Below are 25766 nucleotides of genomic sequence, written 5' to 3'. Positions count from 1 at the left end.
CAGTAAAAAACGCGGCCCCGGCCTGACACTCGGACAGGTCGCCCTGCTCCTGCAGAACCTGCTCACATGCTGGACCGGGGCCTGCGCCCTCTGTCAACGAGAACTACCCCCATAACAAAGCCCTATCTGAGTCCGTGAAGGGACCCTTCACAGCACTTCCGCCCGCGACCGATCGATCAGGCGGGCATTTCGGCGGTCAGCACGACGTTCCCGGTCGGCGCGCCGGTGGGCGAGCCCCCGGCCGGTTCCACGCTCAGCGCGAACTGCTGGGCACCGGACAGCCCGTCCGCCACCACCAGGGAGCCGGACGGCCCGCCGGGCAGCAGCCCGGCCGGGCGCGGCGCCAGGGTGGGACCCATCAACCAGGCTTGGTAGACCTTGCCCGCGGGCGCCGGCGGGAGCTGCGCCTCCTGGAACACCATCCGGTCCAGCAGCCGCGAGGCGAGCACCGTGCCGCCCGCGCCGCCGGGCATGCCGACGTGCTCGGTGCGCAGATCCGGCGCGGCCAGCAGTTCCGCCACCGGCCGGTACCGGTCACGGGCTTGGCTCAGCTGAGACTGGGCGGTGTCCAGCCGGTCCTGGGTGTGCAGGGCGATCCCGCCGAACACCCCGGCCGCGGCGAGGCCGACGACGGCGGCCGCGGCGGTGATGATCATCGGACGGCGACGCGGGTTCCGTTGCCGCTCCCCCGGTTCGGGCCGGGACTGTGGTGGCAGCTGGCGGGTGGTCCGCATCTCGGCGAGCACCTGCTGCTTCAGCTCGGGCGGCGGTGCGTCGTCCATCGCAGCGCCGAGCCGGGCCGCGGTCGCCGACAGCTCCCGTACCTCCTGGGCGCAGGACTCGCACTGCGCCAGGTGCCGGCGGAACTGGGCGCGTTCGACCTCGTCCAGCGCGTCGAGCGCGTACGCCCCGGCCAGCATGTGCATCTCCGGCGTCGTCATGCCGTCACCCCCAGGCAGTCGCGCAGGCGGATGAGCCCGTCGCGCAGCCTCGTCTTGATCGTGCCCTGCGGCGTGGACAGCACGTCGGCCACCTGCCGGTAGGTGTATCCCTGGTAATAGGCCAGCAGGACCGATTCCCGCTGCAGTTCGGTGAGCGTGCGCAGGCAGCGGCGCACCTGCGAGCGTTCCAGCCGGGCCGCCACCGACTCGGCCACCTCGTCGAAAGGGCGTCCGCGCGCGGCTTCGAAGGTCGCCTTGTGCTCGCGCTCGGTGGTCGCCCGCGCGGAGCGGACCCGATCGACCGCGCGGCGGTGGGCCAGGGTCATCGCCCAGTTCAGCGCGCTGCCCTTGTCCGCGGAGTAGCGCGGGGCCGTCTTCCACAGCTCCACGAGCACCTCCTGGGCCACTTCCTCGGACTGCGCGGTGTCCCGCACGATCCGCCGGACCAGCCCGTACACCGGACCGGCAAGCTGGTCGTAGAGCTGTTCGAAGGCCCGCTCGTCCCCTTTCGCGACCAGGCCCATCAGGTCTTCGGCGGTGGGTGCGGAGGGTTCCGCGGGCGGCACCGCGGAGATCGGCCTCGGACGGGCACTTTCATCCATTGAGGACTCCTGCGGTGTTGGTGCCGGTGCGGGCGGTCATCGGGGCGTTACGCCGCCAGAGCGCGACGCCGTGCCGCCGGATCAGGGCGGAGACTCGCTGCGGCTGCAGTGGTCTGCCGAGCAGCGTGCGCACGAGGCCCCTCAGCCCGGCCGGCCGGCGCACGCCACGCAGCGTGGCGACCAACGGCGTCTCCTCGCCCTGGTGCAGCTCCACGGTGAGGGCCAGCAGCGCGTCCGGCAGCGGCAGGTGCATCCGGTACTCGCCGGAGAGGTCCTGGAACGGCGACACGTAGAACTCCTTGTCCACCTCGGCCCGGGAGTGCTCGTCCAGCCGCACGAGGTACGCGTGCCTGCCGCGGTAGGTGTTGTGCACCTCGGCGACGACGCAGGCGAGGGCGCCGTCAGGGGTGTGGCACCAGTACACGGTGATCGGGTTGAAGACATACCCCAAGGACCGTGCGGAGGCGAGCATGACGACCCGCCCGCCGTCCAGGTTCACTCCCCGGGTGGCCAGCCACCGGTCCAGTTTCTCCCGGATCTCCCCCGGTTCCCCGGGTTCGAAGTGGTCCCGGCCGTCGAACCGGGCGAACGGCCGCAGCCACCGCGGCAGCCTGGGCAGCTCGTCCAGGTCGGTCAGCCACACATACATCCGGTGCGCGAAGGAATACGGCGGATCGGCCCGGCGCACGTGCGCGACGGTGGCGTCGTAGAGCGCGGTGGTCACCAGTCCACCCCGAAGCTGGCGGCGGCCCGCGCACCCGAGGAGCAGCCGTCCTCGTGGAAACCCCAGCCCTGGTACGCCCCGGCGTAGGCCAGCACACCGTCGTTCAGATCCGGAAGATGTCGTTGCGCGACAACGGATTCCGGGGTGTAGATCGGATGCTCGTAGGACATCCGGGCGACCACTTGGGACGGCGCGGCGCCGGGGTTGAGCGTGACTACGTACCGGGTTGCCTCGTCCAACCCCATCAGCTGGTTGAGGTCGTAGCTCACCTGAACGGCGCCGGTGTCGGCCCCGCAGGCGGAGGTCCGGTAGTTCCAGCCGGACCGGGCGGCGGGCACGGTCGGCAGTACGGCGGCGTCGGTGTGCAGCAGGGCCTCGTTGCAGGAGTAGCGAAACGCACCGAGGAGTTTCTGCTCAGCGGGGGTGGGATCGGCCAGCAGCCGCAACGCCTGGTCGGCGTGCGTAGCGATCACGACGCGGTCCACTCGGTGCGGCATGTCCGCGTCGTCGCGTACCTCGACGCCTCGCGCCGCACGCAGGACCGAGCGGACCGGAGTGGACAGATGAACCGCCGTCAACTGCTTCGCCGCGCGCTCGACGTACTCGCGCGAACCGCCGACCACAGTGCGCCACGTCGGGGAGCCCTTGACCGAAAGCATGCCGTGGTTGCGAAGGAACTCGAACAAGTACCGCGCCGGGTACTTCATCGTGTCGGTGTGGTCGGCCGACCACACCGTCGACACCAGCGGCAGGACGAAGTGGTCGACGAAGTAGCGCGAGAACCCACCGATGGCGAGGAAAGCGCCGAGCTGTACGTCACCGGCTTCCGCATGGTCCAGCAGCCGCGCCGCGCGCCGGTGGAACCGCTTGACCTCGGCCAGCATCTGCAGGTAGCGCGAGGAAGCGAAGTTCTTCGGCTGTGCGAACAGGCCGCGCAACCCTCGTGCCCCGGCGTACTGCAGGCCACAACCGTCGCAACGGATGCTCATCGACATCTCGGTGTCGCGAGTCTGTACGCCGAGTTCGCAGAACAGGCGGATCAGCGTCGGGTAAGTGCGTTCATTGTGGACGATGAAACCGGAGTCGACGCCGACCGTCCCGCCATGCGTACTCGGCACGTCGTGCGTGTGGGCGTGCCCGCCGAGGCGGTGGTCGGCCTCGAACAGCAGCACTTCGTGGCGGCGCTGCAGCAGGTAGGCGGCGGTGAGGCCGGCGACCCCGCTGCCGATGACAGCGATGCGTTGTCCCGTGGTCTGGTGCACGACGGGGATTCGGGGCAGGTCCCGGGGCGGATTGGTCCGCTACGGACTTTTTCCACCGAGACCCATCCGCGAAGCGGACGGCACCGAAGCACCAGTATGCCGAACACCATCGCCGCCCGTCTGGCTTCCTTCGTCGAACGTCTGCTCGGCGCTCCGCTGCCGGTCGCCCTCCGCACGTGGGACGGCGGTCGCGCCGGTCCGGCAGGTCCCACCGTGGTGCTGCGCAACCGCCGCGCGCTGCGCTGGCTGCTCTACGCGCCGGGCGAACTCGGCCTCGCCCGCGCGTACGTGTCCGGGGACCTCGATGTCGAAGGCGATCTCGCCGAGGGGTTCCGGCGGGTCTGGTCGCTGGCCCGGTCCGGCGAGCTGCGCCGTGCCCGGCTTTCCGCCGGTGACCGGGCCGAAGCGGCCCGCCTCGCGGTCCGGCTGGGTGTGCTCGGGCTGCCACCGAAACCACCCGCCGAGGAGGCCCGGCTGACCGGGAGGCTGCACAGCGTCCTCCGCGACAAGTCCGCCATCTCGCACCATTACGACCTGTCGAACGCCTTCTATCAGCTGCTGATGGACGAATCGATGGCCTACTCGTCGGGCTACTGGACCACCGAGTCCACCGGGCTGGCACAGGCGCAGCACGACAAGCTGGAGATGATCTGCGCGAAACTCGGCCTGCGGCCCGGAATGCGGCTGCTGGACGTCGGCTGCGGCTGGGGCTCGCTGCTGGTGCACGCGGCCAAGCACCACGGGGTACAAGCCGTCGGCGTGACCATTTCCGCCGAGCAGGTCCAGCACGTCAAGGCGCGACTGGCGCAGCACGATCTGGACGACCGGGTGGAAGTACGCCGGCAGGACTACCGCGAACTGGCCGGGGAACCCTTCGACGCAGTCGCCTCGATCGAGATGGGCGAGCACGTGGGCGAGGAGAACTACCCGGCCTACACGGACACGCTCTTCCGCATGCTCAAGCCCACCGGCCGGCTACTGCTACAGCAGATGTCCCGTGGCGCGGTCGCGCCCGGCGGCGGCGCTTTCATCGAGCGCTACATCGCGCCAGACATGACGATGCGCCCGCTGAGCCGGACACTGGGTCATCTAGAGCGGGCCGGATTCGAGATTCGCGACGTACACGCGCTTCGTGAGCACTACGTGCCCACAGTGCGCGCCTGGGCGGACACGCTGGAGGAACACTGGGACGAGGCGGTCGCGCTGATCGGTGAAGCGGGCGCGCGGGTGTGGCGGCTCTACCTGGTCGGCGGCGCGCTCGCGTTCGAGGAGAACCGGATGGGCGTGGACCAGATACTCGCCGTCCGCGCCGACGCGGACGGCGAGAACGGGATGCCACTGACGAGGGAGTGGATGTGATCGGACTCGGTGCGCTGACCGCGCTGACGGCGGGCGTCACCCTGGTCGCGATGACCGCGACTTTCGGCGTCGCCCGGTGGCGTGGCCGCTACGACACCGTGGACACGTTCTGGGGCTTGGGTTTCCCCTTGATCGCGGTCGTGTCGCTGCCGTTCGGGTCCGCGCCGTGGCCGCTGCGGCTGGTGGTCGCCGCGCTGACCGTGGTGTGGGGTCTCCGCCTGGCGATCCACCTGCACCTGCGCAACCACGGGAGGCCGGAGGACCCGCGATACGTGCGGATGGCCGAACGGGCCGGGCCACGGCTGGCCGTGCGAATGTACGTGCGGGTGTACCTGATGCAGGGGGTGGTGCTCTGGTTCGTCTCGCTGCCGGTACAATTCGCCATGTACGGCACCGGATTCGGCGTCACGGCCTGGCTGGGCGTGCTGGTGTGGCTGATCGGGTTCACCTTCGAAACGGCAGGCGACGAGCAGCTGCGCCGATTCCGCGCCGACCCGGCAAACCGCGGCCTGGTGCTCGACACCGGGCTCTGGCGCTACACCCGGCACCCGAACTACTTCGGCGACGCCTGCGTGTGGTGGGGCTTCTACCTGCTGGCCTGTTCCTGGTGGCCGGGCGCGGCGACCGTGCTCTCCCCGCTCGTGATGACCTTCCTGCTCGTGCGCGGCACCGGGAAACCGATGCTGGAGGCGAGCCTGCGCAAGAACCGGCCGCGGTACGCCGAATACATCGAGCGCACCAGCGGTTTCGTGCCGCTGCCACCGAAACGGCTCACTCCCCGGTAAGCCCGTCGGTGAGTTCGCGCAGCAGGTCGAGATGGCCGGCGTGACGAGCGGTCTCTTCGATCATGTGCGCGACCACCCAGCGCACGGTGAGATCCTGTTCACCCTTGAAGAGCACGGTGTCGTCGAACGACCGGGCGGCGACCACCGCCCGGCTCCGTTCGGTTTCGGCCTGATACTCGGCGGTCAGCTGCTCGATCGGGGTTTCCAGCGCGCGACGGAACTCGGCGTCGCGGTCGCGTTCCAGCACTTCGGCCCAGCGATCCGGCCGCCCGTCCAGCACAATGCCGAACCAGTAGTCCTCGACCAGTGTGAGGTGGCCGAGCAAGCCCGCCACGGTCGTCAGCTCGCTGGGCAGGTGGACGCGGCGGGCCCGCTCGTCGGTGAGCCCGGAACACTTCCACAGCACGCTCGCCCGCTGGAAGTCGAGGAAGCCGGTGAGCTGGGTGCGCTCGTCCCCCGCCATCGGCGGTTCGGGGCGCTGCGGCGGGTTCGCGATGATCGGCATGGCACGGATTCTGCCCGGAGCGACACGCCGCGGGCAGCCGGTTTCCGGGCGAACCGTCGCGGCAGATAACTTGTGCACAATGTAATTGTGCGCTATCTTCATGGTATCCACTTCCGATCACCCAGGAGGCATTCATGCCGAGCCGCAACGCGACCACCCACTGGACCGGCGGACTGCAGGAGGGCAAGGGCGCGGTCGCTTTCGACTCGTCGAAGGCGGGCACGTTCGACGTGTCGTTCCCGACCCGCTCCGGCAACCCGGACGGGCAGACCAGCCCGGAGGAGCTGATCGCCGCCGCGCACTCGTCCTGCCTGGCCATGAACCTGTCCGGCGTACTGGGCTCCCAGCAGCTGGAGGCGGAGTACATCGACGTCTCCGCCGAAGCCACGCTCGGCGCCGACCCCGCCGGCGGCTTCGCGATCACCGGGATCGCGATCACCCTGCGCGCCAAGCTCGACGGCGTGAGCGCCGAGCAGTTCGCCGAACTCGCGGCGACCGCGGAGAAGACCTGCCCGGTGTCCAAGGCACTCGCCGGCACCCGGATCACGCTGGACGCGGCCCTCGCCTGACCGGCCCCGCCGCGGAGGGCTGTCGTGCCCTCCGCGGCCGCCCGGAAGCACGGCCGGGCACCGAAAATGACTGTCCACTATGGATCTTTTCGGCGTGCAACGCCGGGTCTGGTGGACCGCCGGACGCACACGCCGGCTCAGCCGAACGCCGCGGCGTTCGCCTTCGCCCACTCGCGATAGCCGACCCCGGGCCGCCCGAGCAGCCGTTCCACCACCCCGGTCGGCACCTCCGGCTGCGCCGCGACCTGCGCATACCCTTCGAGCAGCCAGCCCGCGATCGTCGCCGGGATGCCCTGCGCCCTCCATTCCGCCACCTGCTCGTCCGGGGTGAGTTCGACGAAGGACAGCTTCCTGCCCAGCGCTACACCGATCGCCTCGGCCTTCTGCCGCATCGTGAGCCCCTCCGGTCCACTGAGGACATACGTGCGACCCTCGTGCCCTTCGGTGGTCAGCGTGTGCGCTGCGACCGCGGCGATATCACCCAGATCGATCGACGTCTGAACGGCTTCCGGGTATGCCGAACGCACTTCGCCGCGCTCGCGCACCGCCTCCGCCCAGCCGAACGTGTTGCCCATGAAGGCGCCGGGACGCAGGAAAGTGCGCGCGAGCCCAGCCGCGTCGACAGCTCGCTCAACAGCGGCGAACTCGTGCCCGCTCGAACCCTCGTGCTCGTCCCCGACACTGCTGCCGGACAACGCGACCACACGCCGTACCCCGGATTCTCGGATCAGCTCACAGACCCGCGACGCCGTCCGCGCGTACGGCGCGAGATACACCGCCTCGACACCGTCGAGTGGCACCGTGCCCGGCCGGGCGATCGACCCGACCGCCACCTCCACCCCGGACGGCAGCGCCGCCCGCTCCGGATCCACCGTCAACGCGCGCACCGCCACCCCCCCGCGCCACCAGCTCGTCCACCACGAGCCGACCCACGTTGCCAGTCGCCCCGGTCACCAGGATCGTCATACCCCACCCATCTCGTATCCCGTACGGATATTCAACCGTACAGCATACGGAAGCCACTCGCCAGCGCTCGTGAAAAGGCTGTGAAGGGTCCCTTCACGGACTCTGAGTCCGTGAAGGGACCCTTCACAGCTTTCCGCAGAACGGAGCGGGGCAGCTAGGAGGTGACGGTGGGGAGTTCGGGCGAGGAGACGTCGTAGACCTTGCCCGGCTGGGTGAGCAGGGCGGCGAGCACCTTCGCCTTGCGCTCGGTGTCCTCCGAGTCGCCCCAGCGCACGGTCTTTCCGGTGGACAGGGTGAATTCGACGCTCGCCGGGGTCTTCGCGGTGGCCGTGGTGACCTGCTTGAGCATGGTCTCCGGGATCACGCCGAGCACGGCGGTGACCGCGCGGGTCACCGGATCGGTCACCGACACCTTCGGCAGCTTCAGCTCCGGCAGCCCGGCCGGACGCGTCTTCACCGTCTTGAACACGACACCGCCGCCGTCCACCAGGTGGACGCCGTCGCCGCCCGGACCGCTGTCGAAGAACGCGATCGCGGTCCGCTCGGTCACCGTGATCTCCAGCGTGGTCGGCCACGACCGGGAGACGTCCACGGTGGCGATCCCGGGCAGCTCCGCCACCTTGTCGCGGATCGCGTCCACGTCCGCGCGCAGCATCGGCTCGCCCGGAGGGACCGCGGCGGCGGTGCGGATCTGCTCCGCGGGCACGGTTTTCGCGCCGAACACCGACACCGACTTCACCGCCAGCACAGAGCTGAAGAACAGCAGGTAACCCAGCCCCAGCAAGGTCACCACGAACAGCAGCGCCACCCAGCGACGGCGGATCTCCTTACCCCGGGTCGGCCGCGACCGCAGGGCCGACTTGCGCGCCTTCCGGCTTTTCGCACCACCTTTCGCACTGCCCGTGGACTTGCTCGACCGCGTCCTGCGGCGGTCCTCCTCGGAACGCCGGCCGCGCCGCTCGCGCGCCAGGGCAGCGCGCTCCTCCTCCGCCTGCCCGGCCGAGGAGGAGCGACGACGCTGCCGGGTCCCGGTCATACGTCCGCGGTCCGCCGGTCCAGCTCGGCCAGGATCTCCGGACCCAGCTGCGTCACGTCGCCGGCGCCCATGGTCACCACGAGGTCGCCCGGCCGGGCCACATCCGCGGTCAGTCCGGCGGCGACGTCGAAGGCGGGCTGGTAGTGCACCGGCACCCGCACCTTCTCCGCGATCAGCGCGCCGGTGACCCCGGGCACCGGCTCCTCGCGCGCGCCGAAGACGTCGAGCACAATGACCTCGTCGGCCAGCGACAGTGCTTCGGCGAACTCGACCGCGAAGGTCTGCGTACGCGAGTACAAGTGCGGCTGGAAGACCACGACGACCCGGCCACGGCCGGCTGCCATGCGTACGGCCTGCAGCTGCGCAGCCACCTCTGTCGGGTGGTGCGCGTAGTCGTCGTAGACGCGTACGTCGCCCGCGCGGCCCTTGAACTCAAAGCGGCGGCGTACCCCGCCGAACGCGGCCAGCCCCTCGGCCATGCCTTCGACCGGGGCGCCGAGTTCGAGCCCGGCGAGCAACGCGGCGACCGCGTTCAGCGCCATGTGCTCCCCCGGCACCGCTACCCGCAGCCCGTGTTCGACACCGTCCACCGCGATCCGCACGACGCCACCGTCCGGCGCGGGCGAGTACGAGAGCACGCGCGCGTCGCCCTCGCCGATCGCCTCCCGGCCGTACCGGCGCACTCGCACCCCGGCCGCCGCGGCCTCGTCGCCCAGCCGATTCGCACCCGGGTCGTCGGCGCACACGATGAGCAGCCCGCCCGGCTCCAGCCGTCCGACGAAGTCGCTGAACACCTGTACATAGGCCTCAGCCGTGCCGTGGTGGTCCAGGTGATCGGGCTCCACATTCGTCACCACGGCCACCGACGGCGCGTAGGTGAGGAACGATCCATCGCTCTCGTCCGCCTCGGCGACGAAGACGCCGCCTTCGCCGTGATGCGCGTTGGCCCCGGACTCGTTGAGGTCACCGCCGATGGCGAACGACGGATCCAGCCGGCAATGCTGCAACGCCACCGTGAGCATCGAGGTGGTCGAGGTCTTGCCGTGGGTGCCCGCGATGCAGGCGACCCGGTGCCCGGCCATCAGCCCGGCCAGCGCCTGCGCGCGATGCAGCACCGGGATGCCACGCGCGCGGGCCGCGGCCAGCTCCGGATTGGTCTCCTTGATCGCGGTGGACACCACCACCGCCGACGGGGGTTCGGCCAGCTCGTCGAAGTTCTCCCCGCGCTGTCCGGCGAACAGCGTGGCGCCCTGCGCACGCAGCGAAAGCAGAGCGCGCGACTCCTTAGCGTCCGAACCGGACACGAACGCGCCGCGGGCGAGCAGGATCCGGGCGATCCCGGACATCCCTGCCCCGCCGATCCCGATCAGGTGCGCGCGCTCCAGCAGCACGGCCGAAGCCGCACCAGGGGTCGAGTCAGCCACGTGCAGCCTCCAGCACGATCCGGGCGAGCGCCTCGTCGGCCTCGCGATGTCCCAGCCCGACCGCGGCCGAACTCATCCGCGCCACCCGCTCCGGGTCCGCGACCAGCGGCACCACCAGCTCCGCGACCTTCTGCGCGGTCAGCTCGGCGTCCGGCACCAGCAGCGCGGCCCCGGCGTCCACCGCCGGCTGCGCGTTGCTCGCCTGCTCCCCGTTGCCGTGTGGCAGCGGGACGAACACCGCGGGCAGCCCGACCGAGGACACCTCGGCCACGGTCATCGCCCCGGACCGGCAGACCACCGCGTCCGCCGCGGCGTAGGCCAGGTCCATCCGTTCGAGATAGGGCACCGGCACGTACGCCGGGCCGGGAAACTCCTGCACCACCAAGGTTTTCGAGGGGCCATGCGCGTGCAGCACGCCGACGCCGGCGTCCGCGAGTTCCTTCGCCGCGCCGGAGACCGCGGTGTTGATCGACTGGGCGCCCTGCGAACCGCCGAACACCAGCAGCGTCTGCGCGTCCGGGTCGAGGTCGAAATGCTTGCGCGCTTCCGCCCGCAACGCCTGCCGGTCGAGCGTGGTGATGGACCGGCGCAGCGGGATGCCGACCACCTCGGCCTTCGGCAACGGCGTGCCCGGCACCGCGACGGCCACCCGCGCGGCGAACCGGGCGCCGACCTTGTTCGCCAGCCCGGCCGACTTGTTCGCCTCGTGCACCACGATCGGCGTGCGGCCACGGGCGGCCAGATACGCCGGCAGCGCGACATACCCGCCGAAACCGACCACCACGTCGGCCTGCACGCGGTCCAGCACGGCACGCGTGCGGCGGACCGAGTCACGCACCTTCAGCGGCAGCCGCAGCAGCTCCGCCGACGGCTTGCGGGGCATCGGCACCGGCGGGATCAGCTCCAGCCGGTACCCGCGCTCGGGCACCAGCTTGGTCTCCAGGCCGCGCTCGGTGCCCAGCGCCACCACTTCCGCGTCCGGGCGCAGCCGCCGCACGGCGTCGGCCAATGCGAGCGCGGGCTCGATGTGTCCTGCGGTACCACCACCGGCGACCACCACCACCGGTGCCCGGCCGGTAGCGGACCGCTCGGATCCCTTGACGGGCTTGCTCACCAATGACCTCTCCGGTTCGCGGTGCCCCGGGCACCGCGGTTCGCTGTCGTGCGCGCCGTCTGCTGCCGGGCCGACCGGCGGCGTTCGGGTGCCGGTGCGGACCGGGCCGCGCGCGGCGCCGGCCGGGCCGCCTTCGCCCCGGCACCGCCGCGGGCCGTGCCCTTGCGGGGCGCGGGCGGGCGGTACGGATCCGGTGCGGGCAACCGCAGCAGGCGTCCGAATTTACCCGGACCGTGCGAACGCAGTGCGGCCACCGCCTCCGGTTCGTGCCGCGCGGCGTTCGCCAGCACGCCCATGATGGCCATGGTGATCACCAGTGAGGTGCCGCCGGAGGAGATCAGGGGCAGCGTCACCCCGGTGACCGGCAGCAGCCCCACCACGTAGCCGATGTTGATCGCGGCCTGCGCGACCAGGAACACCGTCAGCGTGCCGGCCACGATCCGGATCCACGGGTCGATGTTGCGGGTGGCGATGCGCAGGCCCACCACGGCCACCCCGGCGAACAGCGCCAGGACCGCGGCGCAGCCGACCAGCCCCAGCTCCTCGCCGATCAGCGCGAAGATGAAGTCGTTCTGCACGTTGGGCAGGTAGCCCCAGTTGGACGCGCCCTGGCCCAGCCCCTTGCCGAACAGCCCGCCGTCGGCGAGCGCGAGCTTGGCCTGGTTGGCCTGGAACCCCTCGGCGGTGGTGTCCGCGTCCGGCGAGAGAAACGACATCACCCGCTGCAGCCGGTACGGCGCGATGATCGCCAGCACCAGCACCCCGGCCAGGCCACCGGCCGCGACCACGCCGAACAGCCGCTTCGGCGCGCCGGCGAACCAGAGCAGGGCGAACAGCACCACCGCGAGCGTGATCGTGCCGCCCAGGTCCGGCTGCATCATCACCAGCGCGAACATCACCAGCGCGACCGGCACCACCGGGACCAGCAGATGCCGCCACTGGTGGATCACGTTGTACTTGATCACCAGGATGTGCGCGCCCCAGAAGGCCAGCGCCACCTTCGCCGCCTCGACCGGCTGGAAGGTGAACACGCCGAGCTTGAACCAGCCCTGCGAGCCGTTCACCGTGGACCCGAGCGGGGTCAGCACCAGCATCAGCAGGCCGAGGCAGATCACCACCATGGTGGCCGACATGCGGCGGATCCGCTCCAGCCGGAGCCGCAGCCCGATCCAGAACACGACCGCGCCCAGCCCGAGGAACATCAGCTGCCGGAAGAACAGCGAGTACACCCCGCTGCCGGTCTTCGGATCGTAGGAGGACACCGACGAGGCGGAGAGCACCATCACGATGCCGATCACGGTGAGCACCCCGGTCAGCGCGAGCACCAGGTGGAACGAGGCCAGCGGCCGCGACAGCCAGGCGGTCAGCGCGGTGCGCAGCGCGACGAACGGGCTTTCCTTGCGCTGCCGCCGCCGCGGCCGGGCGCCGCCCTGCTCCTCCTCAACCAGCGTCATCCGCCGCACCACCGGCCAGGTTCCGGACCGCCGCGGCGAACGCGTCGCCGCGCGCGCCGTAGTCCGGGAACATGTCCAATGAGGCGGCGGCGGGCGCGAGCAGCACCACGTCCCCCGGACGAGCCAGTGCGCTGGCCGCATTCACCGCCGCAGTCATGGGTTCATCGTGACCCGGGGGCAGGCGGTTCAGCGGGACATCCGGCGCGTGTCGCGCGAGAGCGGCTTCGATCACGGGTGAATCCACGCCCAGCAGCACCGCGCCGCGCAGCCGATCGGCGATCGCGATCACCAGCTCGTCCACCGCGGCGCCCTTGAGCTGTCCACCGGCGATCCACACCACGCTCTTGTGCGCGAGCAGCGAGCCGGCCGCGGCGTGCGGGTTGGTCGCCTTGGAGTTGTCCACATAACGGACACCGCCGATCTCGGCGACCTCCTCGGCCCGGTGCGGGGCCGGGCGGAACGTCCGCAGCCCGTCCCGGACCGCGGACGGCGGCACCCCGTGCGCGCGGGCGAGCGCGGCGGCGGCGAGCGCGTTGGCGACGTTGTGCGGCCCGGCCGGGCGCACGTCGTCGAGCGAGGCCAGCTCTTCCGCGTTCGCCGGGTCTGCGACGAATGCCCGGTCCACCAGCAGATCCTCGACCAGCCCCAGCTCACCGGGCCCCGGGGTGTCCAGCCGGAAGCCGACGCGGCGAGCGACCGGCGGCGCGTGCTCCCCCGCGATCCGGGTGGACCACTCGTCGTCCGCGTTGTGCACGACGGTGCGCGAGCGATGGTGTGCCCCGCCCTTCGCCGCGGCGTACGCCGCCATCGACCCGTGCCAGTCGAGGTGGTCCTCAGCCAGGTTCAGCACCACCGACGCGTCCGCGGCGACGGTCGACCACCAGTACAGCTGAGCGCTGGACACCTCGACGGCGAGCACCGTGTGCCCGGCGCGTACCGCGTCCACCACCGGGTAGCCGACGTTCCCGCAAGCCTTCGCGTCCGCCCCGGCGGCCCGCAGGATCGACTCCAGCATGCCGACGGTGGTGGTCTTGCCGTTCGTCCCCGTGACCGCCAGCCAGGCCGGCGGGTGCTCGCGCAGCCGGCCGATCCGCCAGGCCAGCTCGATGTCCCCGATCACCTCGATGCCCGCCGCGCGGGCCGCGACCAGCAGCGGCGCGTCCGGCCGCCAGCCGGGACTGGCCACCACGAGCACGGTGCCCTCCGGCGGCTCGGTCAGGCCGGGCACCAGCTCGGCGCCGAGCCCGGCCAGCTCGCCCAGCCGCTCGGCGTTGCCGTCGGTCGCCGTGACACGCGCACCCAGCTCGACCAGGGCCGGTACCACGGCCTTCCCGGTGACCCCGGCGCCCGCGACGAGCACCGGGCGATCAGTCACATCCATCCGACCGTCTTCTCCTCTACCGCCGTCACCAGTCCCCCACCCCCGGGGGATGGCTGTGAAGGGAACCTTCACAGCCTCTGAGTCCGTGAAGGGTCCCTTCACGGACTTCGCGCCTAGGTTCCGATTCCGAGCTGCTCGCTGTAGAAGAGGCCGAGCCCGAACATGCAGCAGATCGCCGACAGCAGCCAGAACCGGATGATCACCGTGGTTTCCGCCCACCCGGCGAGTTCGAAATGATGATGGAACGGGGCCATCCGGAACAGCCTGCGCCGGGTCGTGCGGAACACCGCGATCTGGGTGACCACCGAGATCATCTCGACCATGAACAGGCCGCCGATCACGATCGCCAGCAGCTCGGTGCGGGTGGTCATGGACAGCCCGGCGACCAGGCCGCCGAGGGCCAGAGAGCCGGTGTCGCCCATGAAGATCTTCGCCGGGGCCGCGTTCCACCACAGGAACCCGACACAGGCACCGGTGGCCGCGGCCGCGACCACCGCGAGATCCAGCGGGTCGCGCACGTCGTAACAGGCCGGCAGCGGCTGTTCCGAGCAGGAGAGCCGGGCCTGCCAGAAGGAGATGACCACGTAGGTGGCCAGCACCATGGAGGAGGCGCCGGCGGCCAGCCCGTCCAGGCCGTCGGTGAAGTTCACCGCGTTCGACCAGCCGGAGATCACCACGTAGCAGAAGATCACGAACACGATGGACGGGAAGGTGATCAGCGCCAGGTCCCGCACGTAGGACAGGCTCTGCGAGGCGGGGGTGAGCCCGTGCTCGTCGGCGAACTGCAGCGACAGCACCGCGAACAGCACGGTGATCACCAGCTGGCCGACCAGCTTGGCGGTCTTGTTCAGGCCGAGGTTGCGCTGCTTGCGGATCTTGATGAAGTCGTCGAGGAACCCGACCAGGCCCAGGCCCACCGCGAGCAGCAGCACCAGCAGCCCGGACGCCGAGGGCGCCGCGGACCGCGAATTGCCGAGCCAGGTGATCAGGTGCGCGACGAAGTATCCGACCAGGGTGGCGAGGATGATCGCGACCCCGCCCATGGTCGGGGTGCCCCGCTTGGACTTGTGGCCCTGCGGGCCTTCTTCGCGGATCTCCTGGCCGAAGCCCTGCCGGGAGAAGACCCGGATCAGGTACGGCGTGAGCAGGATGGAGACGAGCAGACCTGCCCCGGCCGCGATCAGGATGTTGATCACGCGTGACCACCGTTCGAGGGTTCGGAGGAATTCGAGGGTTGGGAAGGGGAAGTCCCGGGCGCGGCGAGCAGCGCTTCGGCCACCTGCCACAGCCGGACGTAATGGGACGCCTTGACCAGCACCACATCCCCGGGACGGACCTGATCATGCAGGAGTGCGGCGGCGGCCCCGGCATCGGGTACCAGTACCGATTCCTCGCCCCAGGAGCCTTCCTGGGAGGCGCCCTGGTGCATCGGCGCGGCCTCCGGGCCGACCACCACGAGCCGGTCGATGTTGAGCCGTACCACCAGCCGGCCGATCTCGTCGTGCGCGGTCACCGAGCTTTCGCCCAGCTCCCCCATCGCGCCGAGCACGGCCCAGGCCCGCCGGCCCGCGGACTTGCTCATCGAGGCGAGTGCCTTGAGCCCGGCACGGACCGATTCGGGGTTGGCGTTGTAGGCGTCGTTGAGCACAGTGACGCCGTCCGGGCGGGTGGTGACCTCCATGCGCTTGCCGGAGCGGCTCTGCAGGCCGGTCAGCCGCTGCGCGATTTCCGCCGGCGTCGCGCCGAGTTCGAGGGCGATCGCGGCGGCAGACAGCGCGTTGCCCACGTGGTGCTCGCCGTAGAGCGGCAGCGTGACCGGCGCCTCGCCGTACGGGGTGACCAGCCGGAACGACGGGCGGGCCTGCTCGTCGAGGGTGATGTCCTCGGCCCGGATCAGCGCCGAGGGGCTCTCCCCCACCCCGGCCACCCGGGCGCGGGTCCGGCTCGCCATCGCGGCCACCAGCGGATCGTCCACATTGAGCACCGCGAGCCCGTCGGCCGGCAGCGCCTCCACCAGCTCGCCCTTGGCCTGCGCGATGGCCTCGCGCGAGCCGAACTCGCTGACGTGCGCGCTGCCCACGTTCAGCACCGCGCCGATCCGCGGCGGGGTGACGGTGGCGGCCTCGGCAATGTGCCCGACCCCGCGGGCGGACATCTCCACCACGAGGTACTTCGTGTCCCGGCCGGCGCGCAGCGCGGTCCACGGGTGGCCCAGCTCGCTGTTGAACGATCCGGGCGGCGCCACGGTCGGGCCCATCGGCTCCAGCAGTTGGGCGATGACGTCCTTGGTCGAAGTCTTGCCGGAGGAGCCGGTGACCCCGACGACGGTCAGCCCGCCGGTGGCCAGCACGTCGACCACGTGCCGCGCCAGCTTCGCCAGCGCGGCCAGCACCGCCGCGCCGGATCCGTCGGTGTCGCCGGTCAGCGCCACGGAACCTTCGTGTGCCTGTCCCGGGGGCAGCGGCGGCACCAGCACGGCCGGGGCGTCCACCTCGCGCGCGGCGAGCACGCCGGCCGCGCCGGACTCGATCGCCTGCGCGGCGAAGTCGTGCCCGTCCACGCGTTCGCCGGGCAGGGCCAGGAACAGCCCGCCGGGACCCACTTGGCGGGTGTCGAATTCGACGCTGCCGGTGACCACGGGGGAACCATCGGTGCGGTGCAGCCTGCCACCGACGATGCCGGCGATCTCGGCCAGGCTCAGCTCGATCACGGGGTCACCTCGAGACGCTTGCGGATGGCGGCCTCGAGTTCGTCGCGGTCGGAGAAGGGATGCACGACCCCGTGCGCCTCCTGGCCGGTCTCGTGGCCCTTGCCGGCGACGAAGACGATGTCGCCCGGCGCCGCAAGCTCGACCGCCTGCGCGATCGCCGCGCGCCGGTCGCCGATCTCCCGCACCTCGCCGCCCTGGGCCGGGCCGACGCCGCGGGCGCCGGCGAGCATCGCGGCGCGGATCGCGGCCGGGTCCTCCGACCGCGGGTTGTCGTCGGTCACGATCAGCAGGTCGCTGCGGCGGACCGCGGCCTCGCCCATCATCGGCCGCTTCGCGGTGTCGCGGTCGCCGCCGCAGCCGAGCACGGTGATGATCCGGCCTTCGGTGCGGGCGCGCAGCGCGTCCAGGCCCTGCGCGACCGCGGCGGGCTTGTGCGCGTAGTCGACCACCGCGGTGAAGTCCTGGCCCAGGTAGACCCGCTCCATCCGGCCGGGCACCTCGACCGCGGCCAGCCCGGCCACGATGTCGTCGGCGCCGACCCCGGCGCTGTCCAGCACGGCCGCCGCGAGCACCGCGTTGGCCACGTTGAACGCTCCGGGCAACGGGATCTTCGCGGCGCGGACGAGACCGCCCGGTCCGTGCAGGGTGAAAGTCTGCTCCCCGGCCGGGGTCGCCGCGATGTCCGCGGCCCGCCAGTCCGCCTCCGGCGCGGCGGCGCCCGGCTCGATCGACACGGTCACCGTCTGCGGGGTCAGCAGCGCCTGGCCCCACGCGCTGTCCACGACCACGACCTCGGTGGTGGAGCGCCCGTCGAAGAGCTTCGCCTTGGCCGCAAAGTACTCCTCCATGTCATGGTGGAAATCGAGGTGGTCCTGGGAAAGGTTGGTGAACGCGCCGACCGCGAACCGGGTGCCGTTGACCCGCCCGAGCGCCAGCGCGTGGCTGGAGACCTCCATCGGCACGTGCGTGACGCCCTGTTCCAGCATCACCGCGAACAGCGCCTGCAGGTCCGGCGCCTCCGGCGTGGTGAACCCGCTGACCAGCCGCTCGCCGGCGATCCGGGTCTCGATGGTGCCGATCAGCCCGGTCCTCAGACCGGCCGCGCGCAGCCCGGCGTCGACCAGGTAGGAGGTGGTGGTCTTGCCCGACGTCCCGGTGACGCCGAGCACGGACAGCTGCAGGGAGGGCTCGCCGTAGATCCAGGCGGCGATCTCGCCGAGCGCGTCGCGCGGGTCCGGGTGCACCAGGATCGGCACCCCCGCGTCGCGCAGCACGGGCCGCTCGGCGCCGGCGGGATCGGTCAGTACTGCCGCGGCGCCGGCCGCGATCGCCTGGTCGCTGAAGTCGGCGCCGTGCGCGCGGGCGCCGGGCAGGGCGGCGAACAGGTCACCGGGCAGGACGTGCTGAGCACGCAGCGTGCTGCCGGTGACGGTGAGCTCGGCGGCCTCCGGCCGGTCGGCGATCAGCCGCGCACCGGCGCGGGCGAGCAGCGTGGCGAGACCGATCGGTTCGATCCGGGCCGGGCGCGGCGGCGCGGCGGCGGCCTTCACCGGGCTCTCCGGCAGCGAAGCGGCGGCCGGCCCGTTGGGGGGCTGGGACGAGGACACGGACACGCCGGAGAGGTTACCGAGACCGTTTCGGGGCGCCCCAAGCCGGTCCGGCGAACGCACTCCGGTCCCGGCGGTGTGCTATGCGACCGGCACTCACTGTTGTGGCACAAAGCATTTCCCGCGCCCACCAGCCCATGTGGACATTCGCCGCGCGGAAAGCCGTGAAGGTTCCCTTCACGGACTCAGCGTCCGTGAAGGGAACCTTCACGGCAGGACCAGCGGAACGACCGGGGAAGCGGCGCCGGACACCGGAATCTGGTAGCGCTGCGCCAGGTACGAGGCGATCGAGTGGAACAGCGGCCCGGCCGAATGCCCGGCGGGCAACGTGGTGTCCGGCGCGTCCAGCCGGATGCCGACCACGAACCGCGGCTGGTCGGCGGGCAGGATGCCGGCGAAGGTGATGTTGGCCAGGCTCTGGCTGTAGGCCTTGGTCCGCGGGTCGATCTGCTGACCGGTACCGGTCTTGCCGGAGATCTGGTACCCCTCCAGCGCGGCCGAGGGCGCGGTGCCCGCGTTGGGACTCTTGGCGTTCTGCATCACCGCGCGCAGCATGTCCCGCACCGTCTTCGCGGTCTGCGGGCTGACCACCTGCTCGGGCTTGGGCGCCGGTTCCGGAACCACGGTGCCGTCCGGCTTCTTCTCCGCCTTCACGATCCGCGGCGGCACGCGCAGCCCGTCGTTCGCGATCGCCTGGTACATCCCGGCCATCTGCAGCACGGTCATGGAAAGCCCCTGCCCGATCGGCAGGTTGCCGAAGGTGGAGGCGGACCACTGGTTGCGCGGCGGCACGAAACCCGCGCTCTCGCCGGGCAGGCCGATCCCGGTCTTCTGCCCGATGCCGAACTTCTTCAGCGTGTCCAGGTACCGGTCCGGGCCGATCTGCTGGGCCAGCTCCAGCGTGCCGACGTTGGAGGACTTGGCGAACACGCCGGTGGTGGTGAAGGTCTGCGTACCGTGCACCCACGCGTCGTGCACCGTCCGGTCGGCGATCTTGATCGAGCCGGGCACCTGCAGGGTCGAGGTGGGCGAGGCGATCCCGCTGTCGATCGCCGCGGTCGCGGTGACCACCTTGTTCACCGAACCGGGTTCGTACGGTGTGGTCACCGGACGGTCGTTGAGCAGCTCGTCCTGCAGGGTGGCCGGATCGTTGGGGTTGAACGTCTTCGCGTCGGCGAGACCGTAGACCTCGCCGGTCTTGGCGTCCATGATCACCGCCTGGCCGCCCTTGGCGTTCGACTGCGCGACGTAGTCGCTCAGCTGCCGCTGCAGCTCGTACTGCACGTCGGAGTCCAGGGTCAGCTCCAGATCGGAGCCGGCCACGGCGGACTGCAGCACGTGCTCGGTGCCGGGCAGGTACAGGTTGTCGTTGCCGTTCTGGGTGTTCACGATCTCCCGGCCGGGTGTGCCGGCCAGGGCGCCGTCGCGGGTCTTCTCCAGCCCGATCACGCCGTGCAGGTTGTGCTTGGACACTTCCGGGTCGTCCATCCGCCAGTTGGCCAGCCCGACGATGTTCGAGGCGAGGGTGTCGCCCGGGTACTCCCGCTTCGCGCGTTTCTCCACCGAGATCCACGGATACTTCTTCACGATGTCCGCGGCCACCGACGGTTCCACGTCGTGGACCAGGTAGGTGAACGACTGCGGCTTGTGCAGCAGGGCGAGCTGTTCCGGCTCGGTGGTCAGGTTCGGCAGCTTCGCGGCGATGTACCGGGCGGCGCCGGTCACCTCGGTCTCGAAGTTCCTGCCCTTCTGCGGGTTCTTCTTCGCGTAGTCGTCCATCGACTTGTGCAGGGCCTTGAGGTTCACCGACAGCGTGCGGGTCTCCACGCTGAACGCGAGCTTGTTGCCGTCGCGGTCCACAATGGACCCTCGCTGCGCGGGGATGTCGATGGTCAACGTGCGCTGCCGCTCCGCGGCGGCGGACAGGCTCGGTGCCTCGAACCACTGCACCTGCACCAGTTTCACGCCGGCCACGACCATCAGCGCGACCAGCAGGATGCGCACCGCGGAGAACCGGCTGCGCTGCCCGCCGTTGCCCCGCTTCGCCACCGCGCGGCGGGTGCCCGCGGCGTAGGTACGCCGCGCGCTGCCCGCCGCCTGGGTCCGGCGCTGCCCGCCTGCCGCCATCACTGCCCCCCGGTGCCGGCCGGGGTGCCGGCCAGATCGCCCTCGATGCCGCCCTCCGGCGCGCCTGCCGCGGGCGCGGCGGGCGGGGCGGCCTCGTCCGGGGTCTGCCCCTGCGCCTTCTGCGGGTCGCCGACGATCCGGGTCTTGCCGTCCGGGCCGACCACGATCCGTGCCGGGTCACCCGCGGGCACCATGCCCAGCTGCTTGGCCGCGGGCGCCAGCGAGGCCGGCGACTGGGCCTTGGCGACCTCGCGTTCGAGCCGGTCCTTCGACTCGGCGAGCCCGGAGTTGGTGGTGCGCAGCTGTTCCAGCCGGTAGGAGTCGGCGATCGCCTGCGTGGTCAGCCACAGCGTGACGGCCACCCCGGCGGCTAGCAGCCCCATCGTGACCAGCACGAAGGTGGCACGCGAGCGCGGCCAGCTCAGCTTGAGCCGGAACCGCTTGGTCTCGACCGTTTCCGGCTCGGCCACCGGCTTCTTCGGCGCACGCTGACGCAGCAGGTCGGCACGCTGCGCGCGGCGTGCGTACGCCCGCTCCGCGGCGGTGGTGCGCCCGCGCGGCGCGCGACGCTGCGCCGGTACCGGCTGGGCGGTCGTGGTCTGTGGTTCCGGTTCGACCGTGGTTTCCGCCTGGGCGCGCCGCCGGTTCGCCACGCCGGGACGGCGGGACTTCGCAGGTGCGGTCATCGCGGCTCTCCGATCCGTTGTGCTGCCCGCAGCCGCACCGAGGCGGCACGCGGGTTGTGCTCGATCTCGCCTTCGCCCGCCTTCTCGGCTCCCCTGGTCAGCAGCCGCAGTTCCGGGCCATGCCCGGGCAGCTCGACCGGAAGCCCTTCCGGGGTACGGGATTTCGCCAGCCCGGCCAGCGCCTGCTTGACCAGCCGGTCCTCAAGGGACTGATAGGACTCGACGACGATGCGGCCGTCCATGGCGAGCGCGCCCAGCGCCGCGGGCAGCGCCCGCCGCAGCACCTCCAGCTCGCCGTTGACTTCGATCCGCAACGCCTGGAAGGTGCGCTTGGCCGGATGCCCGCCGGTGCGCCTGCTCGCCGCCGGCACCGCCGCGTAGAGCAGCTCCACCAGCCGCCCGCTGCGCGTGAACGGCTCGGCCTCGCGCGCGGTGAGCACGGCCTTCACGATCCGCTGCGCGAACCGCTCTTCGCCGTAGTCGCGCAGGATCCGGACCAGCTCGCCCGGCGGGTAGGTGTTGAGCACGTCCGCCGCGGTGAAGCCGGTGGTCGGGTCCATCCGCATGTCCAGCGGAGCGTCCTGCGCGTAGGCGAAGCCGCGTTCCGCGCGGTCCAGTTGCATCGAGGAGACACCGAGGTCGAACAGGATGCCGTCCACCGTGGACAGTCCGAGCCCGGCGAGCGCCTCCGGGAGTCCATCGTAGACAGTGTGCACGAGGTCGACCCGGTCCCCGTGCCGCGCGAGCCGCTCGGCGGACCGTTCGAGCGCGGCGGGATCACGGTCGAGACCGATCAGCCGTAATCGCGGAAAGGCTTCGAGGAGGGCATCGGAATGCCCGCCGAGCCCGACTGTCGCGTCCACCAGTACCGCGTCGCGTTCGGCGAGCGCGGGGGTGAAGAGGTCGACGATGCGAGTGAGCAGTACCGGCACGTGCTCGGCTGCCATGGCCCTTCCCCCCTTTCGTGCGGTGCGCCGAGGGAAGATACGGCGGATGCCGTCAGGTCCCTGCCCGCCCGCTTGCTGACCTGGCACCGGGGAAGGTGCGCCAGGGCCAAAGAGCGGACAGAGGCCTCACGGCATCCGCGAGGGCGGCGTACCCGCGTCCCCCGACGACGCAGGTCGTGCCTTCCTAGAAGACGCCCGGTAGGACTTCCTCTCGAGCCTGTGCGTAGCTGTCCTCGTGTTCGTCCAGGTAGCCCTGCCACGCCTGGGCATCCCAGATTTCCAGCCGGGTGATCGCCCCGATCACCACGCATTCCTTGTTCAGCCCGGCGTACCTGCGCAGCTCGGACGCGATCGCGATACGTCCTTGCCCATCCGGGCGTTGCTCGTCGGTCCCGGCGAACAGGTAGCGCTGGTAGGCACGTACCGCCTCGTTGGTGAACGGGGCTTCGGCGACCTTCCTGGCCATCTGCTCGAACTCGGCACGGGGGAAGACGAAGAGGCAGTGGTCCTGCCCCTTGGTGATCATCAGCCCGCCGGCCAAGGCATCCCGGAACTTCGCAGGCAGCGTGAGCCGCCCCTTGTCGTCCAGTTTCGGGGTGTGGGTGCCGAGGAACACCGGCCTCCACCTCCCTACCGGGCCCGCCTGGCGAACCAGCCGATTCCGGAGCCGGGGCTCCCTTCTGCCCCACTGCGCACCACCGTACCCCACTTTTCACCACAGTCAACGCGTTCCGCGCCACCGCCACCCGGTCGAGTTCGCCGTTTACGCAGGTCAGCAAGGTGGGTCCAGGTGGGGCGCGGGTGGGGGGACCGTGCGCAAGATCCCCCGAGCCGGGGTCCCGGGCAACCCCGTGGCCCCTGAAACGTCCGTCTACACCCTGGTGCTGAGCGAAAAGTGGGGGACCGTGGGGAACCCCCGCACGACGCTCGCGTGTCGCGGCTTCGGTGCAGGGCTGTGAAGGGTCCCTTCACAGCCCTGCACCGAGGTGAGCTGGGCCGTCCGACCGGGCCCGGGGCAGGCCGGGACGGCGACGGCGGCATGATGATCCGGTGATGTCGATCGGGGAACGCCGAGCGTCCGCGACCCTTGCCGCCGTGCTGCGCCGGTGGCTCGACGCGGTGGCCGCGCGTGGCTGGGCGATCCCGGCGCTGGTGCTGGCGGCGGCCGTGGTGGCGGCCGGAGTGCTCGCCGCGGTCTGCACAATGTGGCCGGTCGACCTGGAGATCTACCGGTACGGCGCCCAGGCGCTGGCGCACGGCGACGACGTCTACGGCACGCTGCCGCCGACCCGGACCGGGCTGGTGCTGCCGTTCATCTACCCGCCGTTTGCCGCGGTCGTGTTCCTGGTGCTCGCGGCTCCGCCGACCCCGGTGGCCGCGGTACTGCTGCTGGGGGTCTCCTTGGCCGCGCTGGGTATCACGATCTACGTGCTGGTCCGGCCGCATGCCCGGCGCCGCACCGCGCTGCTCGCCACGGTGCTGGCCGGGGCGGCGGCGCTGGCCTTCGAACCGATCCGCGAGACGCTGTGGTTCGGGCAGGTCAACCTGGTGCTGATGGCGCTGGTGGTGTTCGACTGCCTGGGGCCGAAAACCCGGCTCCCGCGCGGTGTGCTGATCGGGCTCGCCGCGGCGGTGAAGATCACCCCCGCCGGGTTCCTGCTGTTCTTCCTGCTGCGCCGGGATTTCCGCGCCGTGGTCACGACCGTCGTGACGTTCCTGACGGCTGGGCTGCTCGGGTTCGCGATCGCCCCGGCGGCTTCCGTGTCCTACTGGTTCGGCGGCGGGCTGACCGGGGCGTCCGGGATGAGCGGCTCGACCTTCGCGACCAACCAGGCAATCCAGGGCGCGATCAACCGGCTCGGGCTGGGGCATCCGGTCGCGCCGGCGCTGATCGCGACCGGCACGATAGCCGCGCTACTGCTCGGGATCGGCGCCATGCGCCGGGCCGCCGCGCCGCTCGCGCTGCTGCTCAACGCGACCGTGGTACTGGTGTGCTCCCCCATTTCCTGGTCACATCACTGGGTGTGGATCGTCCCGGCGACCGTGCTGTTCGCCGCCCGGGCGACCAGCGGGCGGGGAGCGGCCGGGCTGGCCGCGGTCGCCGGGGTGTTCATCCTCGCCCCGCATTCGCTGCTGCCCCAGCGAAACGACCACGAGCTGACCTGGGGGCCGCAAGAACACCTCATAGGTGACAGTTATCTTCTGCTGGGGCTGGGTTTTCTCTGCTGGCAGTTCGTCGCACGCCGCCGCGCACCGGATCCGGACGGCGGCGCGGTGACCGGTCAGGCCGGAACCAGCGCCAGCACGCGTTCGGCCAGCCGCGGCGCGTCGACCGGGGCGACGGTCACCCAGTCCTCGCCACCGGCGCCCGGCTGCTGCGCGGCCGAGTAGGCCCCGGCGTCGGTGTCGAACCAGGTCACCCCGCCGGTGCGGGTGAGACGCCCGTCGCGGTCGCGGACCCGGACGGTGAACTGGCCCGCGGAATACACCGGCCGGTCCTGGATCGCCCGCAGCTCCTCACCTTGACGCCCGCGCAGCGGAGTCTCCGCACCGGCCGCGGGCAGCCGTACGCCATATCCCGGGCCGGGCGCGAATTCCGGCAGCACGTCCACGATCGCGGACGCCAGCTCGCTCTCGCCGATCTTGCGCATGCCGATGGTGCGGGACGGCTGGGTCGCCAGCGCCGCCTCCCGGCCGTGCAGTACGGCCACCGCGCGGAACGGTTCGTCCGCGGTCATGTCCGCGAGCACCTCACACGAGATGTACACGGTGCCGGAAGCCAGCAGCCGCAACCGGTTCTCCAGCGTCGCGTCGAGACGCCCGTCGAACAGGCCTCGTTCCCCGAGGTTCCGGTACACCTCGGTACGGATCACCGCCCGGTCGGCGAGGGTCTCCCCCACGCTGTGCACCGCCAGCGGCACCGGCGGGCGGCCCAGCCCGAGATCGTCCCAGACGATGTCGAACGCGGACGCCGACAGCCGGATCAAGCCTGCTCCGAGCCGAGCACCGGGGCGGCGGGGAAAGCGGCCTGCGGAACCAGCCCGCGCAAGGCGGTGTCCCGGGTGCGCAGCACATCGATCGCCTTCTGCCGGGCGGCCTCGGCGGCTTCCCGGCGGACGTCCATGGCGAAGGACAGGCCGGCCAGTTCGAGCACGTCCCCGCTCGCCGCGGCGGACCGGATCATCGCCGCCGGATCGAACTCGACCGGTTCCGGCATCTCCGCCCGGGCTCGCGCGGCGACCTCGGCCTGCCCGGCCACCGCGTCACCGACCACAGTGGACACTGTGGCGGTCTCGCCGAGCCAGCCCGCCGCCTTGGCGAGCACCGCGCGCATCGCGTCGCCCGTCTCGCCCTGCCAGTTCTCCTGGCTGTCCGCGGCCAGCGCGGTGAGACTGCCGATCGAATCACGCAGCTTCCCGGACAGCTCGCTCCAGCGCGCACCGGCCGAGCCCGCGGCGGCGGGATCGTTGCCTTCGTGCACCTGCGCGGCGAGCGCGGCGTGACTCATCGCCTCGTAGCGGGCCACCGGCTCCGGCACGACCGGGGTTTCGGGCACGGCACTTCCTC

General features: G+C 71.4%; 24 protein-coding genes. 4 read left to right on the top strand and 20 right to left on the bottom strand.

Annotation, left to right across the window (positions count from 1 at the left end; translation table 11 throughout):
• Positions 1-176 precede the first annotated feature (176 nt).
• The 4 genes from D5S19_RS24330 to D5S19_RS24315 are packed head-to-tail and all read right to left on the bottom strand — an operon-like array spanning position 177 to position 3529.
• Entirely contained in the window at positions 177-941 is a 765-nt protein-coding gene (locus D5S19_RS24330; protein WP_120025710.1) for an anti-sigma factor, read from the bottom strand.
• Positions 938-1543, bottom strand: coding sequence for an ECF RNA polymerase sigma factor SigK (gene sigK / locus D5S19_RS24325; RefSeq protein ID WP_120025709.1), 606 nt, complete (start codon positions 1541-1543; stop codon positions 938-940). Before sigK ends, D5S19_RS24330 begins: the two co-directional genes overlap by 4 nt.
• The gene (locus D5S19_RS24320) at positions 1536-2270 is read right to left on the bottom strand and encodes a DUF1365 domain-containing protein (RefSeq protein WP_120025708.1); all 735 of its coding nucleotides are present in this window, start codon (positions 2268-2270) and stop codon (positions 1536-1538) included. Before D5S19_RS24320 ends, sigK begins: the two co-directional genes overlap by 8 nt.
• Positions 2264-3529: an NAD(P)/FAD-dependent oxidoreductase gene (locus D5S19_RS24315; RefSeq protein ID WP_120025707.1), complete on the bottom strand. Its 1266-nt coding sequence runs from the start codon at positions 3527-3529 to the stop codon at positions 2264-2266. Before D5S19_RS24315 ends, D5S19_RS24320 begins: the two co-directional genes overlap by 7 nt.
• A gap of 96 nt (positions 3530-3625) precedes the next feature.
• On the opposite strand from D5S19_RS24315, the gene D5S19_RS24310 reads away from it, so the two are divergent.
• Both D5S19_RS24310 and D5S19_RS24305 read left to right on the top strand, forming a co-directional pair.
• Positions 3626-4888, top strand: coding sequence for an SAM-dependent methyltransferase (locus D5S19_RS24310; RefSeq protein WP_120025706.1), 1263 nt, complete (start codon positions 3626-3628; stop codon positions 4886-4888).
• Between the two features lie 50 nt (positions 4889-4938).
• Positions 4939-5673, top strand: a complete 735-nt coding sequence (locus D5S19_RS24305; RefSeq protein WP_120025718.1) for a DUF1295 domain-containing protein — start codon at positions 4939-4941, stop codon at positions 5671-5673.
• On the opposite strand, the gene D5S19_RS24300 is transcribed toward D5S19_RS24305, so the two are convergent.
• Positions 5660-6178, bottom strand: coding sequence for a DinB family protein (locus D5S19_RS24300; RefSeq protein ID WP_407641788.1), 519 nt, complete (start codon positions 6176-6178; stop codon positions 5660-5662). The genes D5S19_RS24305 and D5S19_RS24300 overlap by 14 nt on opposite strands.
• 134 nt (positions 6179-6312) lie before the next feature.
• On the opposite strand from D5S19_RS24300, the gene D5S19_RS24295 reads away from it, so the two are divergent.
• The gene (locus D5S19_RS24295) at positions 6313-6747 is read left to right on the top strand and encodes an OsmC family peroxiredoxin (protein ID WP_120025705.1); all 435 of its coding nucleotides are present in this window, start codon (positions 6313-6315) and stop codon (positions 6745-6747) included.
• A gap of 137 nt (positions 6748-6884) precedes the next feature.
• Here D5S19_RS24295 and D5S19_RS24290 read toward each other — a convergent pair whose 3' ends face one another.
• From D5S19_RS24290 to mraZ, 13 genes are all read right to left on the bottom strand, one after another.
• Complete coding sequence (locus tag D5S19_RS24290; RefSeq protein ID WP_233574125.1) at positions 6885-7634, bottom strand: NAD(P)H-binding protein; 750 nt, start codon at positions 7632-7634, stop codon at positions 6885-6887.
• A 233-nt stretch (positions 7635-7867) separates the two neighbouring features.
• Entirely contained in the window at positions 7868-8749 is an 882-nt protein-coding gene (locus D5S19_RS24285) for a cell division protein FtsQ/DivIB (protein ID WP_120025704.1), read from the bottom strand.
• On the bottom strand, positions 8746-10173 hold the full coding sequence (gene murC / locus D5S19_RS24280) for a UDP-N-acetylmuramate--L-alanine ligase (protein WP_267901146.1): 1428 nt from the start codon (positions 10171-10173) through the stop codon (positions 8746-8748). The genes D5S19_RS24285 and murC overlap by 4 nt, the downstream gene beginning before the upstream one ends.
• The gene (murG, locus tag D5S19_RS24275) at positions 10166-11287 is read right to left on the bottom strand and encodes an undecaprenyldiphospho-muramoylpentapeptide beta-N-acetylglucosaminyltransferase (protein WP_120025703.1); all 1122 of its coding nucleotides are present in this window, start codon (positions 11285-11287) and stop codon (positions 10166-10168) included. The genes murC and murG overlap by 8 nt, the downstream gene beginning before the upstream one ends.
• Positions 11284-12741, bottom strand: a complete 1458-nt coding sequence (gene ftsW, locus D5S19_RS24270; protein WP_120025716.1) for a putative lipid II flippase FtsW — start codon at positions 12739-12741, stop codon at positions 11284-11286. Before ftsW ends, murG begins: the two co-directional genes overlap by 4 nt.
• On the bottom strand, positions 12728-14122 hold the full coding sequence (murD, locus tag D5S19_RS24265) for a UDP-N-acetylmuramoyl-L-alanine--D-glutamate ligase (RefSeq protein ID WP_120025702.1): 1395 nt from the start codon (positions 14120-14122) through the stop codon (positions 12728-12730). Before murD ends, ftsW begins: the two co-directional genes overlap by 14 nt.
• 113 nt (positions 14123-14235) lie before the next feature.
• Positions 14236-15318 carry a phospho-N-acetylmuramoyl-pentapeptide-transferase gene (gene mraY, locus D5S19_RS24260; protein ID WP_120025701.1) on the bottom strand — a complete coding sequence of 361 codons (1083 nt, stop codon included), beginning with the start codon at positions 15316-15318 and terminating at the stop codon, positions 14236-14238.
• Positions 15315-16832, bottom strand: a complete 1518-nt coding sequence (locus D5S19_RS24255; protein ID WP_120025700.1) for a UDP-N-acetylmuramoyl-tripeptide--D-alanyl-D-alanine ligase — start codon at positions 16830-16832, stop codon at positions 15315-15317. The genes mraY and D5S19_RS24255 overlap by 4 nt, the downstream gene beginning before the upstream one ends.
• Positions 16829-18382 (bottom strand): UDP-N-acetylmuramoyl-L-alanyl-D-glutamate--2,6-diaminopimelate ligase, encoded by a 1554-nt coding sequence (locus tag D5S19_RS24250; RefSeq protein WP_120025715.1) that lies wholly within the window; start codon positions 18380-18382, stop codon positions 16829-16831. Before D5S19_RS24250 ends, D5S19_RS24255 begins: the two co-directional genes overlap by 4 nt.
• Before the next feature lie 264 nt (positions 18383-18646).
• Entirely contained in the window at positions 18647-20566 is a 1920-nt protein-coding gene (locus tag D5S19_RS24245) for a peptidoglycan D,D-transpeptidase FtsI family protein (protein WP_120025714.1), read from the bottom strand.
• Positions 20566-21252, bottom strand: a complete 687-nt coding sequence (locus D5S19_RS24240) for a hypothetical protein (RefSeq protein WP_120025699.1) — start codon at positions 21250-21252, stop codon at positions 20566-20568. Before D5S19_RS24240 ends, D5S19_RS24245 begins: the two co-directional genes overlap by 1 nt.
• Positions 21249-22199, bottom strand: a complete 951-nt coding sequence (gene rsmH, locus D5S19_RS24235; protein WP_120025698.1) for a 16S rRNA (cytosine(1402)-N(4))-methyltransferase RsmH — start codon at positions 22197-22199, stop codon at positions 21249-21251. The genes D5S19_RS24240 and rsmH overlap by 4 nt, the downstream gene beginning before the upstream one ends.
• A 184-nt stretch (positions 22200-22383) precedes the next feature.
• On the bottom strand, positions 22384-22815 hold the full coding sequence (gene mraZ, locus D5S19_RS24230) for a division/cell wall cluster transcriptional repressor MraZ (protein ID WP_098514245.1): 432 nt from the start codon (positions 22813-22815) through the stop codon (positions 22384-22386).
• A gap of 437 nt (positions 22816-23252) precedes the next feature.
• Between mraZ and D5S19_RS24225 the strand changes: the two genes are divergently transcribed.
• Entirely contained in the window at positions 23253-24590 is a 1338-nt protein-coding gene (locus tag D5S19_RS24225) for a glycosyltransferase 87 family protein (protein ID WP_120025697.1), read from the top strand.
• Here D5S19_RS24225 and D5S19_RS24220 read toward each other — a convergent pair.
• The gene (locus D5S19_RS24220) at positions 24482-25186 is read right to left on the bottom strand and encodes an ESX secretion-associated protein EspG (protein ID WP_120025696.1); all 705 of its coding nucleotides are present in this window, start codon (positions 25184-25186) and stop codon (positions 24482-24484) included. The genes D5S19_RS24225 and D5S19_RS24220 overlap by 109 nt on opposite strands.
• The gene (locus D5S19_RS24215) at positions 25183-25707 is read right to left on the bottom strand and encodes a PPE domain-containing protein (protein ID WP_120025713.1); all 525 of its coding nucleotides are present in this window, start codon (positions 25705-25707) and stop codon (positions 25183-25185) included. Before D5S19_RS24215 ends, D5S19_RS24220 begins: the two co-directional genes overlap by 4 nt.
• Positions 25708-25766 lie beyond the last annotated feature (59 nt).

It is taken from the genome of Amycolatopsis panacis (assembly GCF_003600245.1).
Taxonomy (GTDB): Bacteria; Actinomycetota; Actinomycetes; order Mycobacteriales; family Pseudonocardiaceae; genus Amycolatopsis; species Amycolatopsis sulphurea.
This window is presented reverse-complemented; position numbering and strand designations above follow the sequence as displayed.

Coding starts and splice junctions, on each gene's coding strand:
- ftsW (WP_120025716.1), bottom strand. CDS start 12,741: ATGACGCTGGTTGAGGAGGAGCAGGGCGGCGCCCGGCCGCGGCGGCGG.
- D5S19_RS24330 (WP_120025710.1), bottom strand. CDS start 941: ATGACGACGCCGGAGATGCACATGCTGGCCGGGGCGTACGCGCTCGAC.
- rsmH (WP_120025698.1), bottom strand. CDS start 22,199: ATGGCAGCCGAGCACGTGCCGGTACTGCTCACTCGCATCGTCGACCTC.
- sigK (WP_120025709.1), bottom strand. CDS start 1,543: ATGGATGAAAGTGCCCGTCCGAGGCCGATCTCCGCGGTGCCGCCCGCG.
- D5S19_RS24295 (WP_120025705.1), top strand. CDS start 6,313: ATGCCGAGCCGCAACGCGACCACCCACTGGACCGGCGGACTGCAGGAG.
- D5S19_RS24245 (WP_120025714.1), bottom strand. CDS start 20,566: ATGGCGGCAGGCGGGCAGCGCCGGACCCAGGCGGCGGGCAGCGCGCGG.
- D5S19_RS24310 (WP_120025706.1), top strand. CDS start 3,626: ATGCCGAACACCATCGCCGCCCGTCTGGCTTCCTTCGTCGAACGTCTG.
- D5S19_RS24225 (WP_120025697.1), top strand. CDS start 23,253: ATGTCGATCGGGGAACGCCGAGCGTCCGCGACCCTTGCCGCCGTGCTG.
- murD (WP_120025702.1), bottom strand. CDS start 14,122: ATGGATGTGACTGATCGCCCGGTGCTCGTCGCGGGCGCCGGGGTCACC.
- D5S19_RS24215 (WP_120025713.1), bottom strand. CDS start 25,707: ATGAGTCACGCCGCGCTCGCCGCGCAGGTGCACGAAGGCAACGATCCC.
- D5S19_RS24285 (WP_120025704.1), bottom strand. CDS start 8,749: ATGACCGGGACCCGGCAGCGTCGTCGCTCCTCCTCGGCCGGGCAGGCG.
- D5S19_RS24240 (WP_120025699.1), bottom strand. CDS start 21,252: ATGACCGCACCTGCGAAGTCCCGCCGTCCCGGCGTGGCGAACCGGCGG.
- D5S19_RS24300 (WP_407641788.1), bottom strand. CDS start 6,178: ATGCCGATCATCGCGAACCCGCCGCAGCGCCCCGAACCGCCGATGGCG.
- D5S19_RS24305 (WP_120025718.1), top strand. CDS start 4,939: ATGACCGCGACTTTCGGCGTCGCCCGGTGGCGTGGCCGCTACGACACC.